This is a genomic window from Geodermatophilus tzadiensis, from assembly GCF_003002915.1.
GTDB classification, from domain to species: domain Bacteria; phylum Actinomycetota; class Actinomycetes; order Mycobacteriales; family Geodermatophilaceae; genus Geodermatophilus; species Geodermatophilus tzadiensis.
Genome location: NZ_PVTG01000002.1, coordinates 280,747 through 301,279 on the forward strand (window position 1 = coordinate 280,747; position 20,533 = coordinate 301,279).

A 20,533-nucleotide genomic window follows, 5' to 3' on the forward strand; every position below is an offset into this window, starting at 1 on the left:
CCCGCCGCCGTCCACAGCGAGCGCGCCCGTCCACCACCGGCCGCGCGCGGACGCGTCCTGTCGGCCCCCGCCCGCAGGCTCCCGGTCATGAGCACGGACCCGCAGACCACCGCCTGGCTCGACCAGGAGGACGCCCACCTCGCCGCCGTCATCCGCCGCGCCCGCTTCGCCGTCCAGTACGTCGGCCCGGGGGAGGGCCCGGGGGAGCCGGCCTTCGGCTACACGATCGGCCTGTTCGGGTTGGGCCACCCCGAGCTCGTCGTCGTCGCCCGCAGCGCCCCGGCGACGCACGCCCTGCTCGACGCGGTGGCGGGGCAGGTCGTCGCCGGCCGGTCGCTGGTGCCGGGGGAGCTGGTCGAGGCCGCCGGGGAGGCGCTCGTCGTCGAGGAGTGCCCCAACCCCGGGGAGGTGCTGCTCGGCGCCAACCGCTGGTACCAGCGGCCGGCCGAGTACTCCGTGCCGGCGCAGCAGCTGGCGTGGGCCTCACCGGCCGGCTGCTGGCCCTGGGACGCCGGCTGGGACGGCGGGGCCCACGGCCAGCCGCGGCCGGGCACCTGGACGGCGTGAGGGCCGGCCGCGGTCGCTCAGCCGACCGGCCGCTCGCTGCGGTCCTCCGACCAGAGGGTGTGGAAGGCGCCCTCCCGGTCGACCCGCCGGTAGGTGTGCGCCCCGAACAGGTCGCGCAGCCCCTGCACCAGCGCGGCCGGCAGCCGCTCGGCGCGCAGGCCGTCGTAGTAGGCCAGGGCGCTGGCGAAGCCCGGCGCGGGCACCCCGGCGCGGGCGGCCTCGGCGACCACGGTGCGCCAGCCCTCCTGGCACTGCGCGACCGCGTCGCGGAAGTAGGGGTGCACCAGCAGCGTGGGCAGGCCCGGGTCGTCGGTGAACGCCTGCCGGATCCGGTCGAGGAAGCGGGCGCGGATGATGCAGCCACCGCGCCAGATGGTGGCCAGCGCCGCCCGGTCGACGCGCCAGCCGTGGGCCTGCGCCCCGGCGGCGACCTGGTCGAAGCCCTGGGCGTAGGCCACCACCTTGGAGGCGTAGAGCGCCTGGCGGACCGCCTCGACGAAGCCCTCGCGGTCGGCCACCGGCTCCGGCGGCGCGGCCGGGCCGGGCAGCGCCTCGCGGGCCGGGCCGCGCTGCTCGGCGTGCCCGGACAGCGCGCGGGCGAACACCGCCTCGGCGATGCCGCTGACCGGGACGCCCAGGTCCAGGGCCGACTGCACCGTCCAGCGCCCGGTGCCCTTCTGCTCGGCCTGGTCGAGCACGACGTCGACGAAGGGCCGGCCGGTGTCGGCGTCGACGTGCCGCAGCACCTCGGCGGTGATCTCGATGAGGTAGGAGTCGAGGTCGCCCTCGTTCCACCCGGCGAACACCTCGCCGATCTCGGCGGGCGACATGCCCAGCCGGGTCCGCAGCAGGTCGTAGGCCTCGGCGATGAGCTGCATGTCGGCGTACTCGATGCCGTTGTGCACCATCTTCACGAAGTGACCGGCCCCGTCGCCGTCGACGTGCGTGCAGCAGGGCGTCCCGTCCACGACGGCGGCGATGCCCTCCAGCAGCGGGCCGACGAGCGCGTAGGCCTCCGCCGAGCCGCCGGGCATGATGCTCGGCCCCAGCAGCGCGCCCTCCTCGCCGCCGCTGATGCCCGCGCCGACGAAGTGCACGCCCTTCTCGGCGCAGGCCGCCGTGCGCCGGATCGTGTCGGTGTAGCGGGCGTTGCCGCCGTCGACGAGCACGTCGCCCGCCTCGAGCACCGCCATCAGCTCCTCGACGACGGCGTCGGTCGAGGCCCCGGCCTGCACCATGACGATCACCCGCCGCGGCTTCTGCAGCGCGGAGACGAACTCCTGCACCGACCCGGTGGCGACGAACTCACCCTCGTCGCCGTGGGCGGCCAGCAGCGCGTCGGTGCGGGCCCGCGTGCGGTTGTGGACGACGACCCGGCAGCCGTGCCGCGCGAGGTTGCGGGCGAGGTTGGCGCCCATCACGGCCAGCCCGGTCACACCGATCTCTTGGCTCATGCCCGGCCATGCTGCCGCACCCGACGGGCCCGCGAGAAGGGCTCGGGTGCCGCGCCGGAGCGCCCCCCGTCGCGGGTGCCGGCCGTGTCCCGGCAGGTCGCGGCGGTCCTAGGCTCGGCGCGTGATCGCGCCCCCGGACGAGGTGGTCCGCCAGGCCGCGCTCACCCTCCTGCGCGAGGAGCGCCTCGACACCACCGTGCTCGCCGCCCGGCTGGGCATCTCGCGGGTCACCCTGTTCCGGCGGGTCGGCAACCGCGACGCCATCCTCGGCGAGGCGCTGTGGTGGCTGGCGGAGCGGACGCTGCACCGGGCGGTCGCCGACCACGACGCCGGCACGGCCGCGCCGCGCGGGCCCGGCCGGCTGCGCAGCCTCGCCGTCATCGAGCACTACCGCGGCCTGCTGGGGACGGCGCCCGCGCTGCGCCGCCTGCTCGACGACGAGCCGGCCACCGCCCTGCGCATCCTCACCGATCCGCGGGGCCGGGTGCAGCCGCGCCTGGTCGAGGCCTACACCGCGCTGTTCGAGCGCGACGTCGAGGAGCTCGGGCTGGTCCCGGCTGTGCCGCTGCCGCTGCTGTCCTACGCCGTGGTGCGGCTGGGGGAGTCGTTCCTCTACTCCGACGTCATGGTCTCGCGCGAGCCCGACCTCGCGGCCGCGGCCACGGTGTGCGACGCGCTGGTGACCGGCGTGCTCGGGGTCCGGGCCGGCTGACCGGGCTCAGCCCAGCCCGAGGTCGCGGCGCAGCTTGGCGACGTGCCCGGTGGCCTTGACGTTGTAGGCGGCCCGCTCCACCCGGCCCTCGGCGTCGATGACGAACGTCGACCGGATGACGCCCTGCACCTCCTTGCCGTACAGCTTCTTGGTGCCGTACGCGCCGTAGGCGGCCAGCACCTGCTTGTCCGGGTCGGAGACGAGCGTGATGCCCAGGCCCTCCTGCTCGCGGAAGCGCTGCAGCTTTTCCGGCGGGTCGGGCGAGATGCCGATGATGTCCAGCCCGGCCTCGGCCAGCTCGCCGGCGGCGGCGGTGAAGTCGACCGCCTGCGTGGTGCAGCCGGGGGTCAGGGCGGCGGGATAGCAGTAGACGATCACCCGGCGCCCGCGGTGGTCGGCGAGCGACACCGGGGTGCCGTCGGCGTCGGGCAGGGTGAAGTCCGGGGCCGGGTCGCCGGGCGCGAGGCGGATCGGGGCGGGCGCGGTCTCGGTCATGCCCGGCATCCTGCCGTGCCCGGACCACCGCGCGGCAGCGAGGGCGGCTATCCCGCGAGGAAGGACAGCCGCACGTGCCGCTGCGGGTTGTCCCGGTTGGTGTCGACCAGGCAGATCCGCTGCCAGGTGCCCAGCTGCAGGCGCCCCTCGAGCACCGGCACGCTCGCGTGCGGCGGCACGAACGCCGGCAGCACGTGGTCGCGGCCGTGCCCGGCGCTGCCGTGCCGGTGCCGCCAGCGGTCGTCGCGGGGGAGCAGCTCGTCGAGCTGCGCGAGCAGGTCGTCGTCGCTGCCCGAGCCGGTCTCGATGACGGCCACGCCCGCCGTCGCGTGCGGCACGAAGACGTGCAGCAGGCCGTCGCTCTCGCCGCGGACGAACTCCTCGCACTCCCCGGTCAGGTCCACCACCGTCGGCACCCCACCGGTCCGCACCGCCCGCAGCTCCGATCGCACGAGGCCGATCGTGGCCCAGCCGCGGCCGTCTCGCCGGGCGGGAGGCGGCGCGGCCGCGTCGTTAGGCTCGGCGTCCGTGACCCGCCCCGACGGCCGCTCGGCCGACCAGCTCCGCCCGGTGACCATCACGCGCAACTGGCTCGACCACGCCGAGGGATCGGTGCTCGTCGAGTTCGGCCGCACCCGGGTGCTGTGCGCGGCCAGCGTCACCGAGGGCGTGCCGCGCTGGCGCAAGGGGTCGGGGCTGGGCTGGGTCACCGCCGAGTACGCGATGCTGCCGCGCGCCACCCACACCCGCGGCGACCGCGAGTCGGTGCGCGGGAGGATCGGCGGGCGCACCCACGAGATCAGCCGGCTCATCGGCCGCTCGCTGCGCGCCTCGATCGACCTGGCCGCGCTCGGGGAGAACAGCATCGCCCTCGACTGCGACGTCCTGCAGGCCGACGGCGGCACCCGGACGGCGGCGATCACCGGCGCGTACGTGGCCCTGGCCGACGCCGTCTCCTGGCTGGGCGACCGGCGCAAGCTCGCGCGGAAGACCGCGATCGTGCAGTCGGTGGCCGCGGTGAGCGTCGGCGTCGTCGACGGCGAGCCGCGCCTGGACCTCGCCTACGAGGAGGACGTGACGGCCGGCACCGACATGAACGTCGTCTGCACCGGCGAGGGCGGCTTCGTGGAGGTGCAGGGCACCGCCGAGGGCGCGGTCTTCGACCGGCCGACCCTCGACGCGCTGCTCGACCTCGCCGTCGCCGGGTGCGCCGAGCTCACCCGCGTGCAGCAGGAGGCACTGCAGGCGGCGGGTGCGGGCCGGTGACCCGCCTGCTGCTGGCCACCCGCAACGCGGGCAAGCTCGCCGAGCTGCAGCGGCTGCTGGAGAGCGCCGTCCGCGGCGTCGAGGTGGTGGGCCTGCGCGACGTCGAGGAGTACCCGGAGGCGCCCGAGACCGGCGCGACCTTCGCCGAGAACGCGCTGCTCAAGGCGCGGGAGGCGGTCCGGTACACCGGCCTGCCGGCGGTCGCCGACGACTCGGGCATCACCGTCGACGCGCTCAACGGGATGCCCGGTGTGCTCTCGGCGCGCTGGTCGGGCCGGCACGGCGACGACCCGGCGAACACCGCACTGCTGCTCGGCCAGCTCGCCGACGTCCCCGACGAGCGCCGCGGGGCGGCCTTCGTCTGCGCCGCCGCCCTGGTCACCCCCGACGGCAGCGAGCACGTCGTCGAGCGGCAGTGGCGCGGGCGCGTGGTGCGCGAACCGCGCGGCGGCAACGGCTTCGGCTACGACCCGGTGTTCCTGCCCGACGGCCTCGACCTCACCGCCGCCGAGCTGGCGCCGCAGGAGAAGGACGCCCGCAGCCACCGCGGCCAGGCGTTCACCGCGCTGGTGCCGGTGGTCGCCCAGGAGCTGGGCGACCGCTGAGCGGGCTCAGCGCCCCGCCGACCAGGTGACGAAGGCCGCCGCGGCGGCGGTGAGCGCGGGCGGGAACGCCAGCACCAGCCAGGCGGCCAGCACGCGGTCGGTGCGCCACAGGCCCGGCAGCCGCTGCGGCACGACGGACGCCGACGTGGCCGCCTCCTCGGCGGCGGTTCCCGCGGAGGTCCGGGTGGCCTGCCACGCCTCCACCCGCGCCCACGCCGGGGCGAGGCCGCAGCCCACCGCCACGGCCAGCGCGGCGGCGAGGGCGACCGGGAGGCTGCCGGGCACCGCCAGCACCACCCCGGCCATCCCGGCGCCGGCGACGAACCCGGCCACGCTCACCGCCCCCAGGCAGAAGACCACGGCGTAGGCGACGGCGAGCACGGTGCAGGCGCCGGCCACGACCTCGGTCCAGGGGCGGTCGAGCAGCAGCAGGACGCCGGCCGCGAGCGCGACGAGGGCGGCGCAGGCGAGCGTCACGCGGCCCATGGGCACCGGCTCCGGCGGGGACGGCGGCGCGACGGCGGGACGAGCGGGCACGACGGCGCTCACCGGGGACCGCCGGCGGTCAGGTCGGCCCAGCCCAGCCGCTCGGGCCGGCCGTCGTCGGCGGCTCCCGCCGGCGGCTCGTCGCGCACGTGGCTGGACAGCCCGTGCGTCGTCTTCTCCCAGTAGAAGGGTTTGGTCAGCAGCTGCCAGGCCGCCTTGTACGACGCGACCGAGTGCAGCAGCCAGTACAGCGGTGAGAGCAGCGCGAAGGGCACCAGGCCGTAGCTGCGCCGCTTGAAGCCGGCCAGCAGCGACAGGTAGACGATCACGCCGTTGCCGAAGACCAGGTTGGCCGTGCTGACCCACAGCAGCCACTCCGGCAGCACCGGCAGCAGCGCCCCGGGTTCGACCAGCTCGACCAGGAACAGCGCGTACAGCCACGGGGTGAGCAGGAACATCGCGGGCGTGCCGCCGATGAGCAGCCCGAAGCCGGCGGCCTGGCGCGGCCCGACGGTGCGCACCAGGTGCACCGGGCGGCGGGTGTGCACCAGGACGGTCTGCATGTAGCCCTTGATCCAGCGGCTGCGCTGCCGGATCCAGTTGCCGACGGCCATGTTGGCCTCCTCGTACGTCGTCGAGTTGACGACGGCGACGCGGTGGCCGCGGGCGGAGGCGCGGATGCCGAGGTCGGCGTCCTCTGTGACGTTGAAGGGGTCCCAGCCGCCGAGCCGGCGCAGCAGGTCGGTGCGGAAGTGGTTGCTCGTCCCGCCCAGGGGGATGGGCAGCCGCATCCGGTCGAGGCCGGCGAGGGTGTAGTCGAACCAGGACGAGTACTCGAGGGTGAACATGCGGGTGAGCACGTTCTCCCGGGCGTTGAAGTAGTTCAACGCCGCCTGCACGCAGACCAGGTCCTCCCCGCCCTTGCGGAAGGCGACGACGGCCTTCTTCAGCTGGTCGGGGTCGGGCCGGTCCTCGGCGTCGTAGATGACGACGTGCTCGCCCCGGGCGAAGGTCAGGCCCACGTTGCACGCCCGCGGCTTGGTCTTGGGCAGCGAGTGCGGGACGACGACGATGCGCACGAGGTCCGGCGGCGCGGCGGCCAGCGCGGCCTCCAGCGTCTCGGGGTCGTCCTCCTCGAGCAGCAGGAGGATCTCCATCTTCTCCCGCGGGTAGTCCAGCGCCGCGAGGTTGCGCACGAGCAGCCCGACGATGCCGGCCTCGCGGTAGACCGGGACGAGGATCGTGTACCGGGGCAGGTCGTCGTCGGTGAGCGCGGCGACCTCGGCGTCGGTGACCTGCTCGACGGTCTCGTAGGCGGTGCCGACCGTGCTGATCAGCGCCTTGGCGCCGACGGCCAGGGCGACGACGACGTTGACCGTCGCCACCAGCACCGTCACGGTGGACGCCGGCGCCAGGACCAGCCCCACCGCGGTGGCCAGCAGGAGCGCAACGGCGAGGGCGACCTGCGGCCACACGAACACCGTGGACGCCGACTCCTCGGGCCGGCGCTCGGCCAGCGAGCTGACCGCCTCGTGCACCAGCTCGTCGCGCCACACGGTGCGCAGCGCCCGCTGCACGTCCCAGTCGGTGGTGACCACCTGCCGGACGCGGGGGATGCCGGTGCGGGCGGCCACCTCGGCCTCGACGTGCGCCGACGGGCGGCCGGCGGTGGCGACGACGACCCGCTGCCGGCCGTCCTCGTCGCGCTCCACCTCCAGCGGCAGCCACAGCTCGCGCGCCAGCAGCGCGGCGGGGAACAGCCGGGCCAGCTCCGGGTCGACCTGCACCGGGTCGACGAAGGCCAGGTCGGTGCCCCACACCTCGGCGAGGGCGACGTAGAGCTGCCGGCGGGTGACCAGCCCCCGGGCGAGCAGCACCGAGCCCAGCGGCTCGCCGATCCGCCGGCCCTGGGCCAGCGCGTCCGACAGCTGCGTCGGCGTGAGCGCGCCCTGGTCGACGAGCACGTCGCCGAGGCGGCGCTCGACCCGCCGCACGGGCGGCGGGGGCGGCGGCGGGGCGGACCCCCGGGCGCGGTCGGGCCGGAGCCGGGGCGGGGGAGCGGTCACCCCGGGGACATCGGCGGACGGCCGGTGCCGGTCCAGTCAGCCGACCGGCGCGCTCACCCGCAGGGGTGGGGCGGCGATCCGGCCCGGGACCGGCCGGGGACGGCTAGGGTCCGCCGGCGCGGGCGGCGGAGCCCGCGGAGGAGGCCGGGGTGCGCGCGGACCGCAGGGCGTGGGCGACGGGGCTGCGCCCCGGGCCGGTGGGCTACCGGCGGGCGGAGGTGCTGCGCGGCGGGTTCGGCGCGCTGGTCGGCATCGCGCTGGCCGGGCTGACCGCGTCGGCGGTCCCCGGCGGGCCGGCCGGCCTGCCGTGGATCGTGGCCCCGATGGGCGCCACCGCCGTCCTGCTCTTCGCCGCGCCGGCCAGCCCGCTGGCACAGCCGTGGCCGGTGCTGGCCGGCAACACCGTCTCGACACTGGTCGGGGTGGCCGCCGGCAAGCTGCTCGACGACGTCACGCCGGCCGCCGCGGTCGCCGTCGGGGTGGCGGTCCCGCTGATGATGGTGCTGCGCTGCGTGCACCCGCCCGGCGGCGCGTGCGCCCTGTTCACCGCGGTCGGCGGGGCGGCGGTGCACGACCACGGCTGGGCGTTCGTGCTGTGGCCGGTCGGCGTCGACACCGTGGTGCTGCTGCTGGTGGCGGCGCTGGTGAACAATCTGACCGGCCGGCCCTACCCGCACGTGCCCGAGTCGCCGCCTCCGCCCGGTGCCGACGTGCCGCCCACCGAGCGGGTCGGGCTGCGCACCGAGGACGTGCGGGCGGCGATGGACCGCCTCGACCGCGGCCTCGACGTCATGCCCGGCGACGTGCTGGCGCTGGTCCGCGAGGCCGAGGCGCACGCGCTGGACCGCCGGCTCGGGCAGCTGCGGGTCGGTGCGTTGATGGCCCGCGACGTCCGCACCGTGCAGCCCCAGGAGACGCTCTACCGGGCGCGGATGCTGATGAACCAGCACGCGGTCAAGGCGCTGCCGGTGGTCACCGAGGACCGGCGGGTGGTCGGCATCGTGACCGTGCACGACCTGTTCAACCTCGACGTCGCCGCGCTGGACCCGGTGTCGCGGGTGATGAGCAGCCCGGTCACCACCGTCGGCGTGGACACCCCGGTGTCGCAGCTGGTGGGCCTGATGGCCGACCGCGGGCTGCGGCACCTGCCCGTGGTCGGCGACGACGACCGGCTGGCCGGGATCGTCACCCGCGCCGAGCTGGTCGCCGTCCTGCACCGCGCGCTCGTCGACGCGCGGCCCTGAGCGTCAGGGGGTGGGCGTCAGGGGGTGGGCGCGGCGCCCCCGGCGCCGGTGCCGGCCCGCGGCCCGCCGTCCGGCGAGCTGCCGCCGCCGGAGTCGGTGCCGCTGTCGGTGCCGCTGTCCGTGCCGCTGTCCGTGCCGGTGCCGGGGTCGGTGCCCGGGGCGGTGCTGCCGTCGTCGTCCGTGGTGGGCGAGGACCCCGACGTCGAGGTCGCCGGCGTCTCCGTGCCGTCCTCGGTGCCGCCGTCCTGGGTGTCGTCGTCCGCCGTGCCGCTCTCCGGGGCCTCGGCGGAGCCCGGGGCTCCGGTGGTCGGGCCGGCCGGCCCGGTGCCGTCCGTGTCGTCGGAGGAGCCGTCCTCGGTGGAGCTGCCCGCGGAGGACCCGGACGTGATCTCGCCCAGCGTGGTGGACGACGACGCCGTCTGCGCGCCCACCAGCGCCGACACCGGCTCCTTGGAGACCAGCTCGATCCCGGTGACGACCGCCATCCCGAGCACGAAGACCCCGGCGGCGTAGACGGCCACCCGCGGCCAGCGCACCCGCTCCAGCAGGGCCGTGCGGCGCCGCGGCTCGGGGCGGCGCGGGTCGAGGTGGGCGGGCAGGACGGCGGTGGCCGCGTCCGGACCGGTCGCCGACCGGCGGGACAGCTGCTCGCGCGCCTTGCGCAGCCTCTCGTTGGTGCGGTTGAGCGACTCGCTGTAGAGGGCGGCGCCGACGGTGCTGACGACGCTGGCCATCGCCGCACCGACCACGGTGCCGGCGACGCCGAAGAAGGACAGCACCACGGCGGCGGAGACGGCGGCCAGGGCGCCGGCGGCGACCTGGACGGCGCTGATCGCCTTGGGCTTCTCGTCGGGGGTGGGACGGTCGGTCTGCTCGGTGCGCGGGGAGGTCATGGGCTCCGACGGGTCGGGTCCGGAGGACGTTCGGGCGGGGGAGGAGCCCGGTGCGAGCACGCCGTCGTGCGACCGGGCCGACCCTCCGAGACTACGGCCGCCGGCACCGGCGTTTCGCCGCTCCCGGGCGTGGCGCCCCGCTGACCTGCGCGGACGCGGCGCTGTGACATGGCCTACGTCCCGCGGGACGGTCGCCGCATGCGGCGGCGCGCCGGCGGGCACCGGTCCCCCGTGCGCGTGACGGTGGACGGGGTCGCGGCCCTGCGGTTCGACGACGGGACGCCGGTGCGGGCCGCCTCCGGCATCGCACCGCTGGGCGACGGGTGGCTGGTCGCCCAGGACGACGCCACGCACGCCGCCTGGCGCCGCCCCGGCTCGGTCACCCGCGTGCGGGTGCTGCCGCCGGTCGAGGGCCACGACACCTTCGCCGCGGCGGCGGGCACCAAGCACCTCAAGCCCGACCTGGAGGTCGCCTGCCCGGCCGAGGTCGACGGCGCGCCGGCCGTGCTGCTGCTCGGCTCCGGGTCCACCGCGCGGCGGGTGCGGGGCGTGCTGGTGCGGCTCGAGGACGGCCGGCCGGTGTCCGTCGCCGCCGACCTCGGCGCGCTGTACGAGCGGGTCGGCGCCGTCCTCGGGGTGCCGGCGGACCAGCGGAACCTGGAGGGCGGCAGCCGGCTCGGGGACACCGTGCGCTGGTACCAGCGCGGCAACCTGGCCGCCGGGGTGCCGTCGGCCAGCGTCGAGGTGCCGCTGGCCGACCTGGTGGACGCCGTCCTCGGCCGCACCGGCCCCCGGGCGGTCCCGGTGACGCGGCCGTGCCGCCACGAGCTCGGCGAGGTCGACGGCGTGGGCCTGGCGGTCACCGACGCGGTGGCCCTGCCCGACGGGCGCGAGCTGCTCAGCGCCGCGGCGGAGGACACGCCCAACGCCGTCGACGACGGCCCGGTGGTCGCCACCGCCCTCGCGCTGGTCGACGGGCCGGACGTGCTCGCCGTCGCGCGGATCCCCGAGGTCGGCGGCCGGGTGCACAAGGTGGAGGGCCTGGCGCTGCGCGAGGTGCGCGGCGCGGAGGTGCACCTGCTGGCCGTCGTGGACGACGACGACCCGGACACCCCGTCGGCCGAGCTGGCCCTGCGCGCCGTCCTCGACTGACACCGCTCGACCGGCTCCGCTCGACGCGTGCGGGAGGCGGGAGTCGAACCCGCACGCCCGGAGGCACCAGATCCTAAGTCTGGCGTGGCTGCCGTTACACCACTCCCGCGTGGCCGCCGAGTGTAGGTGCCGTCGCCCGGCCGGGTGCCCCGCACCGGCCGGAACGGGCCGGTCGGCGCCGTGTCTGGCAGGCTGTCGCCGTGCCTCGCGACCCACGAGAGATCCAGCTGGAGATCGACGCCGCCCGCGAGTCGCTGGCGGCCACCCTGGACCAGCTCGCCTTCCGGGGCAGCCCGACCCGCCTCAAGGCCCAGGGCCAGGCTGCGGTCGTCCGCTTCCTGCAGTCGCCCGCCGGCAAGGCCGCGATGGGTGGCCTGGGCCTGCTCGCGACCCTGACCGTGGTGCAGAAGGTGCGCCGGCGCCGGAACACCGGCCGCCGGGTGCAGCGCCGGAAGCGCTGACCCGCCGGTGCGGCCGCCGCGTCGCGACCCGGTCGGCCCGGGCCAGGAGTCGGTCTGGGACTACCCCCGCCCGCCCTCGGCCGAGGTGACGCCGCGCCGCGTCGTCGTCGAGCTCGGCGGCCGCGCGGTCGCCACGACCGACCGGGCGGTGCGCGTCTGCGAGACCAGCCACCCGCCGGTCTACTACGTACCCCGGGAGGACGTCGTCGACGGCGTGCTCGAGCGCGCGGCCGGTGCGTCCTGGTGCGAGTGGAAGGGCGCGGCCACCTACTGGGACGCCGTCGTCGACGGCCGCCGGTACCCCGCGGTGGCCTGGTCCTACGAGCAGCCCACCGCCGGCTACGAGCACCTGCGCTCGGCGGTGGCCTTCTACCCGAGCAAGGTCGACCGGGCGCTGGTCGACGGCGAGCAGGTGCGCGCCCAGGCCGGGGACTTCTACGGCGGCTGGATCACCGACGACGTCGTCGGCCCCTTCAAGGGGGAGCCGGGCACGCTGGGCTGGTGAGGCCTCAGCAGGTGCCGCGGACCAGCGGGAGCACCACCGTCCGCAGCACCTCGTCGGCGTAGGGGACGTCCACCGGCTCGCGGGTGACCAGCCAGCGCTGCACGAACAGCGCCGTCGTGGCCTCGGCGGTGATCGACTGGGGTAGCTCCGGACCGACCTCGCCGCGCCCCTGCGCCCGCTCCCACATCTGGTCGTAGGCCCGCCGCCACACCGCCAGCGGGCCCTCGCGGAAGGCCTCGGCCAGGGCGTGCTCGTGCTGCATCGCCGCCAGCAGCGAGCGGGTGGCCGCCCCGACGGGGCTGGCCATCATCTCCACCATCCGGTGCACCAGGGAGCGGAGGTCGCCCTCCAGGGACCCGGTGTCGGCGGTGACCGTCCACGCCCGGTTGACCTCGGAGACGGTGTCGACGACGAGGTCCTGCTTGGTGCGCCACCGCCGGTAGATGGTCGCCTTGCCCACACCGGCCTCGGCGGCGACGGCGTCCATGGTCAGCGCGCCGTAGCCCACCTCGCCGAGCAGGCGCAGGATGGCCGCCCGGATGACGTCGTCCCGGCTGGGGTCGCGTGGCCGTCCTCCCCGGCCGGCGCGGGGAGGCTGCTCGGCGATGACTGCGGCTACCATGCGCGCACCCTAGAGCCTCGGCCCCCGCGGGCGGGCGTCTGCTGCGCGCCACGAACACGGTCCGTCCCGATCCGGGAGCCGCCGCCCGCGCGCCTGCCCCGGCCGGCCGGCCCGGTCGGCGATCCTGCTGGGCGTGGCGAGCACGATCGGCGCGGTGCGGCGGCGCGAGGAGTGGCCCCTGCCCGAGGCCGCGACCCGGGTGCTGCTGGCATCCGCGGAGGAGCAGGTGCTGCCCGCCGTGGCCGCCGTCGCCCGCGCGGTGGGCTTGTCGGTGTTCGCCGCCCCCGGCCTGCTCGACCTCTCCGACGAACGCGACGGCGTGGGCGTGGAGCTGTTCTTCGACCGGCTCTCCCGCGCGCTGACCGGCGCCGAGGCCGAGGCGGTGCGAGTGGCCACGGACCCGGCCGAGGAGTACACCGCGCTGTCGATCGGCCTGCTGACCGCGCCGTCGCTGGCGCAGGAGCTGGCCCGCCGCAGCGTCACCGCCGAGGTGGGGGTGCTGGCCGAGGCCGAGCTGTGGTCGGCCTACCAGCCGATCGTGGCGCTGGCCGACCGCGCCGTCGTCGCGCACGAGGCACTGCTGCGCGGGGACTCCGACGGCCGGACCGTCGACGGCGGCGACCTGTTCTTCGTCGCCGACTCGGCCGGCTGGCTGCCGCGGCTGGACCGGGTGGGCCGCGAGTGCGCCATCGCCGGTGCCGCGAGCTGGCTCGACGGGGCCGACCTGTTCGTCAACACCCACCCCACCTCGGTGCTGCGCCCCGACGCCGACCTCGCCAGCACCGTCGAGGCGCTCGAGCTCGCCGGCCTGCAGCCGCGGCAGCTGGTGCTCGAGGTGGGGGAGCGGGCCGCGGTCACCGACCGCGGGCACCTGCTCGCGGTGCTGGAGTCCTACCGGGCCCGCGGCTGGCGGGTGGCCCTCGACGAGGTGGCCGCCGGGTGGTCGAGCCGCTCGCTGCTCGACGTCGTCCGGCCCGACGTGGTCAAGCTGGGGCGGGCACTGGTGTCCGCGCTGCCCGACGACGGCGCCCGCGCCGTGGTGCGCGCGGTGACCGAGCACGCGCACCGACTCGGCGCGGTGGTGGTGGCCGAGGGCGTGGAGACCGAGCAGGCGGCCGAGCAGGTGGCCGCGCTCGGCGCCGACCTCGCCCAGGGCTGGCTGTTCGGCCGCCCCGTCGCGCCGCGGGTCGACGCCGGGGAGCTCAGTCCAGTCCCCACCCCGTGAGCACCGGGCGGCTGTGCTCGTGCCCGAGCACGCCGTAGGCACCGGCCGGCAGGGCGAACAGCGCCCCGGCCTCGGGCTCGAGCCCGAGCCAGCGGGCGGTGAGCACCCGCAGCACGTGGCCGTGGGCGACGAGGGCGACGTCGCCGCCGTCGAGCAGCTCCCGGGCCCGGCCGAGCACCCGGTCCACCCGCCGGCCGACGTCGGCCAGCGTCTCGCCGGGCGTCCGCCCCGGGACGACGGGGTCGCGCCACACCGACCACGGGCGGCCCAGCTCCTCGCTGATCTCCGCGGTCGTGCGGCCCTCGTAACCGCCGTAGTCGAGCTCGACGAGGTCCTCGTCGACGCCGGTGGCGGTCAGCCCGGCCAGCTCCGCCGTCCGCCGGGCCCGCTCGCGGGGGCTGACCCACACGGCGGCGAAGCGGCGGCGGCCCAGCACCGGCGCCAGCTCACGCGCCCGTCGTTCGCCCTCGGGCAGCAGCGGCAGGTCGGTGACGCCGGTGTGCTGGCCGCTGAGGCTCCACTCGGTCTCTCCGTGCCGGAGCACCACGATCTCGCCCATCGGCCCATCGAACACGCTGCGGGGAACACGCGCGCGGGTTCCCGTGCTGGCCGGTGACATGACCACCGCATCCCTGAGCGACACCTTCGCCATCGGCGGCGACCTGACCGTCCACCGGCTCGGCTACGGCGCCATGCAGCTGCCCGGCCCGGGCGTCTGGGGCGAGCCGGCCGACCGCGACGGCGCCCTGGCCGTGCTGCGCGCCGCCGTCGAGCAGGGCGTCGACCTCATCGACACCGCCGACTCCTACGGCCCCCTCGTCAGCGAGCAGCTCATCGCCGAGGCGCTGCACCCCTACCCGGAGGGCCTGGTCGTCGCGACCAAGGCCGGCCTCACCCGCCAGGGGCCGGGCATCTGGACGCCGGTCGGCCGTCCCGCCTACCTCAGGCAGCAGGTCGAGCTGTCGCTGCGGCACCTGCGGGTCGAGCGGATCGACCTCATCCAGCTGCACCGCATCGACCCCGACGTGCCGCTGGCCGACCAGCTCGGCGCCTTCCGGGAGCTGCAGGAGGAGGGCAAGGTGCGCCACATCGGCGTCTCGGAGGTGTCCGTCGCCGAGCTGGAGGCCGCCCGCGAGATCGTCGACGTCGTCAGCGTGCAGAACCTCTACAACCTCACCAACCGCCAGTCGCAGGACGTTCTCGACCACGCCACCGAGCACGGCATCGCGTTCATCCCGTGGTTCCCGATCGCCACGGGCGACCTGGCCGCGCCCGACAGCCCGGTGGCCGACATCGCCCGCGAGCTGGACGCCACCCCGGCGCAGGTGGCGCTGGCCTGGCTGCTGCAGAAGTCGCCGGTCGTGCTGCCCATCCCGGGCACCAAGTCGGTCGACCACCTGACGGAGAACATGGGCGCGGCCCGGCTGAGCCTCTCGCCCGAGGACGTGGCCCGGCTGGACGCGCTGGCCTGAGGGAGGACCCTCCGCAGGGCCGGTCAGCGGGAGCGGCGCAGCGGGACCGTCGGTCCCCACACGCCGTCGACGGTGAGGCCGGCGCTGCGGCGGGGGCGGGCCGGCGGCCGCGACCGCCGCGTCTCCGGGGGTGAGCCCGGCAGGATCGCGACCGGTTGGGTGTCGTTGGCCCGGTGCGGCCGCGGCCGCACCGGGTCCTGGCCGGTCAGGGGGCCGTCGAGCTCGAGGTGCTCGGCCAGGCCCGTCTCGGACACCAGCCGCCGGGTGGCCGCCGGCGCGCCGACGAGGCGCAGCCGGCGTCCGGCGGCGGCCATGGCGTCGCTGAAGCCGGCGAGGGCCTCGAGGGCCGAGCCGTCGCAGAAGCGGGCGCCTGCCACGTCGACCACGATGCTGGCGGTGCCGTGTCCGGCGGCCGTGGTGAGCGCCGGGACGAGCCGGGGGAGGGTGGGACGGCCGGCGTCGCCGGTGAGACGGACGACCACCTGGTCGGGTGCGGGGACGACGGCGACGGAGAGGTGCACAGGGCCTCCGGAGGAGGTGTGGCGTCGCGGGTTCGGGCGCCGCCCACGACGCTAACCCCGATCACGCCTGCTCACAACGGGGCGTGGTCGGCCGGTCGCTGATTGCTCTGGTTCGTGCCCGCTCGACCCGGCCACCCCCGGCGGGGCGACAGGCGTCACCATGGGCGCGTGGACGCCGAGGACTTCACGCAGATCCGGGACGCCGTTCGCCAGCTGGTGCGGGAGGTGGTCGTCCCGCGCGAGGAGGAGATCGACCTGCACGACCGCATCCCCGAGGAGCTGCGCGGCGCGGCCGCCGACATGGGGCTGTTCGGCTACGCGCTGCCCGAGGAGTACGGCGGCCTGGGCGTCGACATGCGCGAGGACGTCGAGCTGGCCTTCGAGTTCGGCTACACGACGCCGGCGTTCCGCTCGCTGTTCGGCACCAACAACGGCATCGCCGGACAGGTGATCGCCCGCTTCGGCAGCGAGGAGCAGAAGAAGACGTACCTGCCGCGGCTGGCCGCCGGCGAGCTGATCGGCTCCTTCGCCCTCACCGAGGCCGAGGCCGGCTCCGACCCGGCGGGGCTGCGGACCAGCGCGCGCCGCGACGGCGACGGGTGGGTGCTCAACGGCGCCAAGCGCTACATCACCAACGCGCCGCTGGCCGACCTCTTCGTCGTCTTCGCCCGCACCGACCCGGCGGAGAAGGGCGGGCGGGGCATCTCCAGCTTCGTGGTCGACGCCCGGGCGCCCGGTGTCTCGCTCGGGGCGAAGGACGTCAAGATGGGCCAGTCGGGGGCGTGGACGTCGGAGGTGTTCTTCGACGACGTGCGCGTGCCGGCCGACGCGCTGGTCGGCGAGGAGGGCCGCGGCTACGCCAAGGCACTGACCGTGCTCTCCCGCGGCCGGCTGCACATCGCCGCGCTGTGCGTCGGGATGGCGCAGCGGGTGCTCGACGAGTCGGTGGCCTACGCCGCCACCGCCGAGCAGGGCGGCGCCCCGATCGGGCGGTTCCAGCTGGTGCAGGCGCTCATCGCCGACACGCACGCCGAGACGCTCGCCGGGCGGGCCATGGTGCGCGAGGTGGCGGCCCGCTACGACTCCGGTGAGGACACCTCGATCGGCCCGTCGTCGGCCAAGCTGTGGTGCAGCGAGATGGTCGGCCGGGCCACCGACCGCGCCGTCCAGGTGCACGGCGGTCTGGGCTACCTGCGCACCACGCCGGTCGAGCGCTTCTACCGCGACGCCCGCCTGTACCGGCTGTACGAGGGCACCAGCGAGGTGCAGCGGGTGATCGTCGGCGGTGGGTTGCTGCGCGCGGCCGGCATGCCCCGTGACTGACGAAGGGCCCTCCTGCCCCCCATCCCTCGCTGTCCCCCGCGAGCGGGGGGTACCCCCAGCTCGGGGCGGGCCCCTGCAGGAGGGCCGTCCCAGCCTGTCACCGGAGGAGCGGGCGGCCCGCCGGGTCCCGGTGGGGGAGCTGGGGGAGGCGCTGCGCGAGCTGGTCGACGCCGCCGTCCGCACCGAGGTGGACGCCGACGAGCTGCGCGCCGTCGCCGCGGCCGCCCGGGAGCTGACCGCTCGGCTGCGCGTGCAGGGGCGGGAGCTGACCGAGGTCGCCCGCGTCGACGACCCGGAGACCGGTGAGCGCTGGTACAGCCCGGTGTACGGACCCGGCAGCCCGGTGGCGCCGTCGTTGGTCGCCTCGGACACAGCCGACGGCCGGGCCCACGGTCGGGTCACCGTGGGCAAGCCGCACGAGGGTCCGCCGGGCCTGGTGCACGGCGGCGTGGTGGCCACGCTGCTCGACCACGTGCTCGCCCGCGCCGTCCGCGCCGCCGGCCGTGGTGGGCTGACCGCCACGCTGACCGTCCGCTACCGCCGGCCGGTGCCGCTCGGCGTGCCGCTGGCGCTGTCGGCCGAGGTGGGGGAGTCCTCCGGCCGCCGCACCACGGCCACCGCCCGGCTCGTCGCCGAGGACGACCCCGACACCGTGCTGGCCGAGGCGGAGGGGTCGTTCGTGTCGTTGCGCCCGGAGCGGGCGGCCAGCGTCTTCGCGCACATGGACCGGCCGGCCGGTGCCTGGACGGCGTCCTCGGACGCCTGACGCGCCGGGCGACGGCGGCGGGCGGTCCCGCGGCTGCGCAGCGCGCGGCTCGGTGGGGACGTCCTGCGTCGCACGCCGTGGGCCACGTCCGTCGGCGTGACGCACGCCCACGGACCGTCCGCCGGGTCGGCGGTCGCGCGGGCGTTCCTCAGGCGGCGGGTTGCCGCAGCGGTGGTGCGGTGCGGATCTCGGTGCCGTCCGGGCGCCAGGTGCGCCACCGACCATCCGCTTGGCGTTCCACCCGGAACCCGTGGTGGACCTTGGTGTGGTGGCGCTCGCACAGCAGCGCGGAGTTGGCCAGTGTGGTCTCGCCGCCGTCGAGCCAGTGCACCAGGTGGTGGACCTCCGCCCACCACGTCGGCGCTGCGCAGCCGGTGAACACGCAGCCGCCGTCGCGCAGCTCGACGGCGCGGCGCAGGTGGCGGTCGGCCAGTCGGTGTTCCCGGCCGAGGTCCAGTGGTGCCCCGTCGGGACCGAAGACCACGCGGGAGACGGTCGCGTCGCAGGCCAGCCAGCGGGCGCGGGCGGCGGAGATGGTCGCGCCGAAGCCCATCCGCCCGGCGTCGGGGCCGGTGGCCGGGTCGGCCAGGTCCTCGAGGTCGATGACCACGGCGACGTGCGGCTTCACCGTCCGCAGGACCGGCAGCGAACCGGACGCCAGGGCGGTGTCGCACAGCTGCACCAGCGCGTCGCCGAGGCGCTGCGCGCGGCTGCGCTCGTCGCCGGCGGGACGGTCGGCCTGCACGAAGGACTCCAGCGCCGCCTGCAGCTTCTCCCCACCGACCGCGTCGAGCTCGCCCCGCAGGGACAGGCTCCCGTCGGCGTGCTTCGCCAGCGTCAAGCGCCGGCCCTCGGTGGGATCGGGCTCGGGCCCGTCGGGATCGAGCCGGGCGAGGTAGTGGCGCACGACGGTGACGAAGTCGGCGTAGCGCTGCTCGATCGCGGCACCGGTGAGCACCGCATCGATCTCCGATAGGTCAACACCGTGCTCGGCGGCGGTCTGCAGGCGTTCCGGCGTCAGCGCGGTGGCGGCGACGGCGACCTGCTCGGCGCTGACGAGCCCGGCGTCGTGCGCCTCGGCCAGCGCCGGCAGGTGCTCCAGCACCCGGCCGTTCCCCACGATCCGGGCGGCCGCCGCGGCCGGGAGCCGGCAGTGCCCGGGCAGCCAGGACCGCATGCTCTTCAGCCCGTCGTGCTCGGCGGCCTGCCGGTGCTCCGCCGCCCGCACCAGGCGGGCCAGCCGCGCGTCCTCGCGGTTGCGGGCGGCGACGGCCGCGGCGATCGCGTCGAGCAACTCGCCGTCGGACAGACCGTCCGCACCCACCGCCGTACCGCTCGAACACATGTACGGATGCTACCGCCCAGAGAGCCTCGGCGCGACGTGTATCCGCAGCTCAGAGCCGGTGTCCACAGATCCGGAGGACGCCTTGACGACACGTCGGATCCTGCACCGAGGAGCTGCGCCGGCACGGCGGTCCTCGCCCGAGCCGGCCGGCCGCATCGACGAGCAGCGCGGCCGGCGGGTGAGGGGTCCCGCTCAGTCGGGGCGGCGGTCGGGCACGTTGGCCGGGTCGCCGCCGGGGTCGTGCTCCCGGCCGCCGGTCGGCGACAGCAGCGGCCCGGGGGCGCCGTCGCCCCGGCCCAGCGCCTCGACGAACTGGCGCAGCACGTCGTCGCCGCGGTGCGCGGGCTGCCAGTCGAGCTGGGTGCGGGCGCGGGCGGTGTTGAGCACCGGCGACTGCAGGCCGAGGTCGAGCCAGCCGGGCTCGGTCGGCACCACGTGCGCGTGGAACGCCGCCGACAGCCCGGTGCGCACCGCCACCGCGGGCACCGGGATCCGGCGGGTGCCCAGGGCGCGGGCGATGCCGTCGGCGTCGAGCGCGGGGTCGGCGGAGAGGTTGAACGGGCCGGGGGCGCGGCGGTCGAGCATGCGGGTGAGGGCGTCGGCGACGTCGTCGGCGTGCACGAAGCCCACCTGCAGCGAGGGCAGCGGCAGGGGCAGCAGCGAGGCCACCTGGCCGGGCACCAGCCGGGCGGCGCCGAACAGCAGCGGGCCCAGGAAGTAGCGGCCGATCTCGCTGGCGGCCTCGGGCTGCAGCACCAGGGTCGGCCGGACCACGGTCAGCGTGACGTCCTGCTTGCGGCCCACGACCTCGCGCACCACGCGCTCGGCCTCGGACTTCTGCCGGCTGTACTGCGACGACGGGATGCCGGTCGTCGGCCAGTCCTCCGTCACCGGCCGGCTCCCGCCACCGGCGGCGTAGGCCCCCAGCGACGACATGTGCACGACGTGCTCGACCCCCGCGGCGACCGCCGCCCGCATCACCCGGCGGGTGCCGTCGACGTTGGCCTTGCGCAGCTCGTCGGGCTTGCGCCCCGGCTGCAGTGCCCAGGCCAGGTGGACGACGGCGTCGACGTCCTCGAGCAGGTTGGTCAGCGCCTGCTCGCTGGCCGTCTCGCCGAGGTCGGCCTGGTACCAGGTCACCGCGTCGTAGGGGGCGGTGTCCGGCGGCTGCCGGCGGGCCAGCCCGCGGACCTCGTCGACACCGCTGCCCGGGGCGGTCAGCCGCCGCAGCAGCGCGGTCCCGACGTTGCCGCTGGCGCCGGTGACGGCGACCTTGAGGCCCTTGAGGTGGTCGCGGGGGAGATCAGCCATGCCAGGCGGCTACCCGCAGCGCCGGGTGGCAACCGGCGACCC

The 20,533-nt window shown here is 76.5% G+C and carries 23 protein-coding genes and 1 tRNA gene; 12 read left to right on the forward strand and 12 right to left on the reverse strand.

All coding sequences use genetic code 11. The features are described 5' to 3' along the window. Positions 1-87: 87 nt before the first annotated feature. Positions 88-567 carry a DUF4262 domain-containing protein gene (locus tag LY71_RS04420; protein ID WP_106275739.1) on the forward strand — a complete coding sequence of 160 codons (480 nt, stop codon included), beginning with the start codon at positions 88-90 and terminating at the stop codon, positions 565-567. A gap of 17 nt (positions 568-584) precedes the next feature. Here the strand turns inward: LY71_RS04420 and gndA are convergent, their stop codons facing one another. Then, on the reverse strand, positions 585-2,021 hold the full coding sequence (gndA, locus tag LY71_RS04425) for an NADP-dependent phosphogluconate dehydrogenase (RefSeq protein WP_106275740.1): 1,437 nt from the start codon (positions 2,019-2,021) through the stop codon (positions 585-587). A gap of 121 nt (positions 2,022-2,142) precedes the next feature. On the opposite strand from gndA, the gene LY71_RS04430 reads away from it, so the two are divergent. Further along, complete coding sequence (locus LY71_RS04430) at positions 2,143-2,733, forward strand: QsdR family transcriptional regulator (RefSeq protein WP_211297135.1); 591 nt, start codon at positions 2,143-2,145, stop codon at positions 2,731-2,733. A 6-nt stretch (positions 2,734-2,739) separates the two neighbouring features. Here the strand turns inward: LY71_RS04430 and bcp are convergent, their stop codons facing one another. Both bcp and LY71_RS04440 read right to left on the reverse strand, forming a co-directional pair. After that, positions 2,740-3,228 (reverse strand): thioredoxin-dependent thiol peroxidase, encoded by a 489-nt coding sequence (gene bcp, locus LY71_RS04435; protein WP_106275741.1) that lies wholly within the window; start codon positions 3,226-3,228, stop codon positions 2,740-2,742. Positions 3,229-3,275: 47 nt separating this feature from the next. Further along, positions 3,276-3,680, reverse strand: coding sequence for a YjbQ family protein (locus tag LY71_RS04440; protein WP_211297136.1), 405 nt, complete (start codon positions 3,678-3,680; stop codon positions 3,276-3,278). A 76-nt stretch (positions 3,681-3,756) separates the two neighbouring features. Here LY71_RS04440 and rph point away from each other — a divergent pair, with 76 nt between their 5' ends. Then, entirely contained in the window at positions 3,757-4,494 is a 738-nt protein-coding gene (rph, locus tag LY71_RS04445) for a ribonuclease PH (RefSeq protein WP_106275742.1), read from the forward strand. Beyond that, the gene (gene rdgB / locus LY71_RS04450) at positions 4,491-5,099 is read left to right on the forward strand and encodes an RdgB/HAM1 family non-canonical purine NTP pyrophosphatase (RefSeq protein ID WP_106275743.1); all 609 of its coding nucleotides are present in this window, start codon (positions 4,491-4,493) and stop codon (positions 5,097-5,099) included. The genes rph and rdgB overlap by 4 nt, the downstream gene beginning before the upstream one ends. A gap of 6 nt (positions 5,100-5,105) precedes the next feature. Here the strand turns inward: rdgB and LY71_RS04455 are convergent, their stop codons facing one another. Beyond that, complete coding sequence (locus tag LY71_RS04455) at positions 5,106-5,636, reverse strand: hypothetical protein (protein WP_146146053.1); 531 nt, start codon at positions 5,634-5,636, stop codon at positions 5,106-5,108. Positions 5,637-5,644: 8 nt separating this feature from the next. After that, a complete protein-coding gene (locus LY71_RS04460) occupies positions 5,645-7,651 on the reverse strand; it encodes a glycosyltransferase (protein WP_211297137.1) in 2,007 nt (668 codons plus the stop codon). A 149-nt stretch (positions 7,652-7,800) separates the two neighbouring features. On the opposite strand from LY71_RS04460, the gene LY71_RS04465 reads away from it, so the two are divergent. Next, positions 7,801-8,895 (forward strand): HPP family protein, encoded by a 1,095-nt coding sequence (locus LY71_RS04465; protein WP_106275745.1) that lies wholly within the window; start codon positions 7,801-7,803, stop codon positions 8,893-8,895. A gap of 17 nt (positions 8,896-8,912) precedes the next feature. Here LY71_RS04465 and LY71_RS04470 read toward each other — a convergent pair whose 3' ends face one another. After that, complete coding sequence (locus LY71_RS04470; protein WP_106275746.1) at positions 8,913-9,788, reverse strand: hypothetical protein; 876 nt, start codon at positions 9,786-9,788, stop codon at positions 8,913-8,915. 231 nt (positions 9,789-10,019) lie between these two features. On the opposite strand from LY71_RS04470, the gene LY71_RS04475 reads away from it, so the two are divergent. Then, positions 10,020-10,940: a DUF6910 family protein gene (locus LY71_RS04475; protein WP_106275903.1), complete on the forward strand. Its 921-nt coding sequence runs from the start codon at positions 10,020-10,022 to the stop codon at positions 10,938-10,940. Between the two features lie 28 nt (positions 10,941-10,968). Here the strand turns inward: LY71_RS04475 and LY71_RS04480 are convergent. Further along, positions 10,969-11,049 (reverse strand) — tRNA-Leu (locus LY71_RS04480). Between the two features lie 91 nt (positions 11,050-11,140). On the opposite strand from LY71_RS04480, the gene LY71_RS04485 reads away from it, so the two are divergent. Together LY71_RS04485 and LY71_RS04490 are read left to right on the forward strand one after the other, a co-directional pair. Then, complete coding sequence (locus LY71_RS04485) at positions 11,141-11,401, forward strand: DUF3618 domain-containing protein (protein ID WP_106275747.1); 261 nt, start codon at positions 11,141-11,143, stop codon at positions 11,399-11,401. A 7-nt stretch (positions 11,402-11,408) separates the two neighbouring features. Continuing rightward, entirely contained in the window at positions 11,409-11,906 is a 498-nt protein-coding gene (locus LY71_RS04490; RefSeq protein WP_106275748.1) for a DUF427 domain-containing protein, read from the forward strand. Between the two features lie 4 nt (positions 11,907-11,910). On the opposite strand, the gene LY71_RS04495 is transcribed toward LY71_RS04490, so the two are convergent. Then, complete coding sequence (locus tag LY71_RS04495; RefSeq protein ID WP_106275749.1) at positions 11,911-12,528, reverse strand: TetR/AcrR family transcriptional regulator; 618 nt, start codon at positions 12,526-12,528, stop codon at positions 11,911-11,913. A 133-nt stretch (positions 12,529-12,661) separates the two neighbouring features. Here LY71_RS04495 and LY71_RS04500 point away from each other — a divergent pair, with 133 nt between their 5' ends. Next, on the forward strand, positions 12,662-13,753 hold the full coding sequence (locus LY71_RS04500; protein ID WP_106275750.1) for an EAL domain-containing protein: 1,092 nt from the start codon (positions 12,662-12,664) through the stop codon (positions 13,751-13,753). Here the strand turns inward: LY71_RS04500 and LY71_RS04505 are convergent. After that, on the reverse strand, positions 13,731-14,312 hold the full coding sequence (locus LY71_RS04505; RefSeq protein WP_106275751.1) for a histidine phosphatase family protein: 582 nt from the start codon (positions 14,310-14,312) through the stop codon (positions 13,731-13,733). The genes LY71_RS04500 and LY71_RS04505 overlap by 23 nt on opposite strands. 58 nt (positions 14,313-14,370) lie before the next feature. Between LY71_RS04505 and LY71_RS04510 the strand changes: the two genes are divergently transcribed. Continuing rightward, positions 14,371-15,225 (forward strand): aldo/keto reductase, encoded by an 855-nt coding sequence (locus LY71_RS04510; protein ID WP_106275904.1) that lies wholly within the window; start codon positions 14,371-14,373, stop codon positions 15,223-15,225. Between the two features lie 23 nt (positions 15,226-15,248). Here LY71_RS04510 and LY71_RS04515 read toward each other — a convergent pair whose 3' ends face one another. Beyond that, positions 15,249-15,746 carry an STAS domain-containing protein gene (locus tag LY71_RS04515; protein ID WP_106275752.1) on the reverse strand — a complete coding sequence of 166 codons (498 nt, stop codon included), beginning with the start codon at positions 15,744-15,746 and terminating at the stop codon, positions 15,249-15,251. Between the two features lie 168 nt (positions 15,747-15,914). Here LY71_RS04515 and LY71_RS04520 point away from each other — a divergent pair, with 168 nt between their 5' ends. Together LY71_RS04520 and LY71_RS04525 are read left to right on the forward strand one after the other, a co-directional pair. Continuing rightward, positions 15,915-17,069, forward strand: coding sequence for an acyl-CoA dehydrogenase family protein (locus LY71_RS04520; protein WP_106275753.1), 1,155 nt, complete (start codon positions 15,915-15,917; stop codon positions 17,067-17,069). Positions 17,070-17,199: 130 nt separating this feature from the next. Beyond that, a complete protein-coding gene (locus tag LY71_RS04525; RefSeq protein WP_170121211.1) occupies positions 17,200-17,835 on the forward strand; it encodes a PaaI family thioesterase in 636 nt (211 codons plus the stop codon). A 148-nt stretch (positions 17,836-17,983) separates the two neighbouring features. On the opposite strand, the gene LY71_RS04530 is transcribed toward LY71_RS04525, so the two are convergent. Both LY71_RS04530 and LY71_RS04535 read right to left on the reverse strand, forming a co-directional pair. After that, positions 17,984-19,180 carry an HNH endonuclease signature motif containing protein gene (locus LY71_RS04530; protein WP_106275754.1) on the reverse strand — a complete coding sequence of 399 codons (1,197 nt, stop codon included), beginning with the start codon at positions 19,178-19,180 and terminating at the stop codon, positions 17,984-17,986. Between the two features lie 192 nt (positions 19,181-19,372). After that, the gene (locus LY71_RS04535) at positions 19,373-20,491 is read right to left on the reverse strand and encodes an NAD-dependent epimerase/dehydratase family protein (protein ID WP_106275755.1); all 1,119 of its coding nucleotides are present in this window, start codon (positions 20,489-20,491) and stop codon (positions 19,373-19,375) included. Between the last annotated feature and the right edge of the window lie 42 nt (positions 20,492-20,533).

Excerpts from the sequence above, each read along its gene's own strand:
- LY71_RS04420 (WP_106275739.1), top strand. The coding sequence starts at position 88 with ATGAGCACGGACCCGCAGACCACCGCCTGGCTCGACCAGGAGGACGCC.
- gndA (WP_106275740.1), bottom strand. The coding sequence starts at position 2,021 with ATGAGCCAAGAGATCGGTGTGACCGGGCTGGCCGTGATGGGCGCCAAC.
- bcp (WP_106275741.1), bottom strand. The coding sequence starts at position 3,228 with ATGACCGAGACCGCGCCCGCCCCGATCCGCCTCGCGCCCGGCGACCCG.
- LY71_RS04470 (WP_106275746.1), bottom strand. The coding sequence starts at position 9,788 with ATGACCTCCCCGCGCACCGAGCAGACCGACCGTCCCACCCCCGACGAG.
- LY71_RS04495 (WP_106275749.1), bottom strand. The coding sequence starts at position 12,528 with ATGGTAGCCGCAGTCATCGCCGAGCAGCCTCCCCGCGCCGGCCGGGGA.
- LY71_RS04505 (WP_106275751.1), bottom strand. The coding sequence starts at position 14,312 with ATGGGCGAGATCGTGGTGCTCCGGCACGGAGAGACCGAGTGGAGCCTC.
- LY71_RS04510 (WP_106275904.1), top strand. The coding sequence starts at position 14,371 with ATGACCACCGCATCCCTGAGCGACACCTTCGCCATCGGCGGCGACCTG.
- LY71_RS04530 (WP_106275754.1), bottom strand. The coding sequence starts at position 19,180 with ATGTGTTCGAGCGGTACGGCGGTGGGTGCGGACGGTCTGTCCGACGGC.
- LY71_RS04535 (WP_106275755.1), bottom strand. The coding sequence starts at position 20,491 with ATGGCTGATCTCCCCCGCGACCACCTCAAGGGCCTCAAGGTCGCCGTC.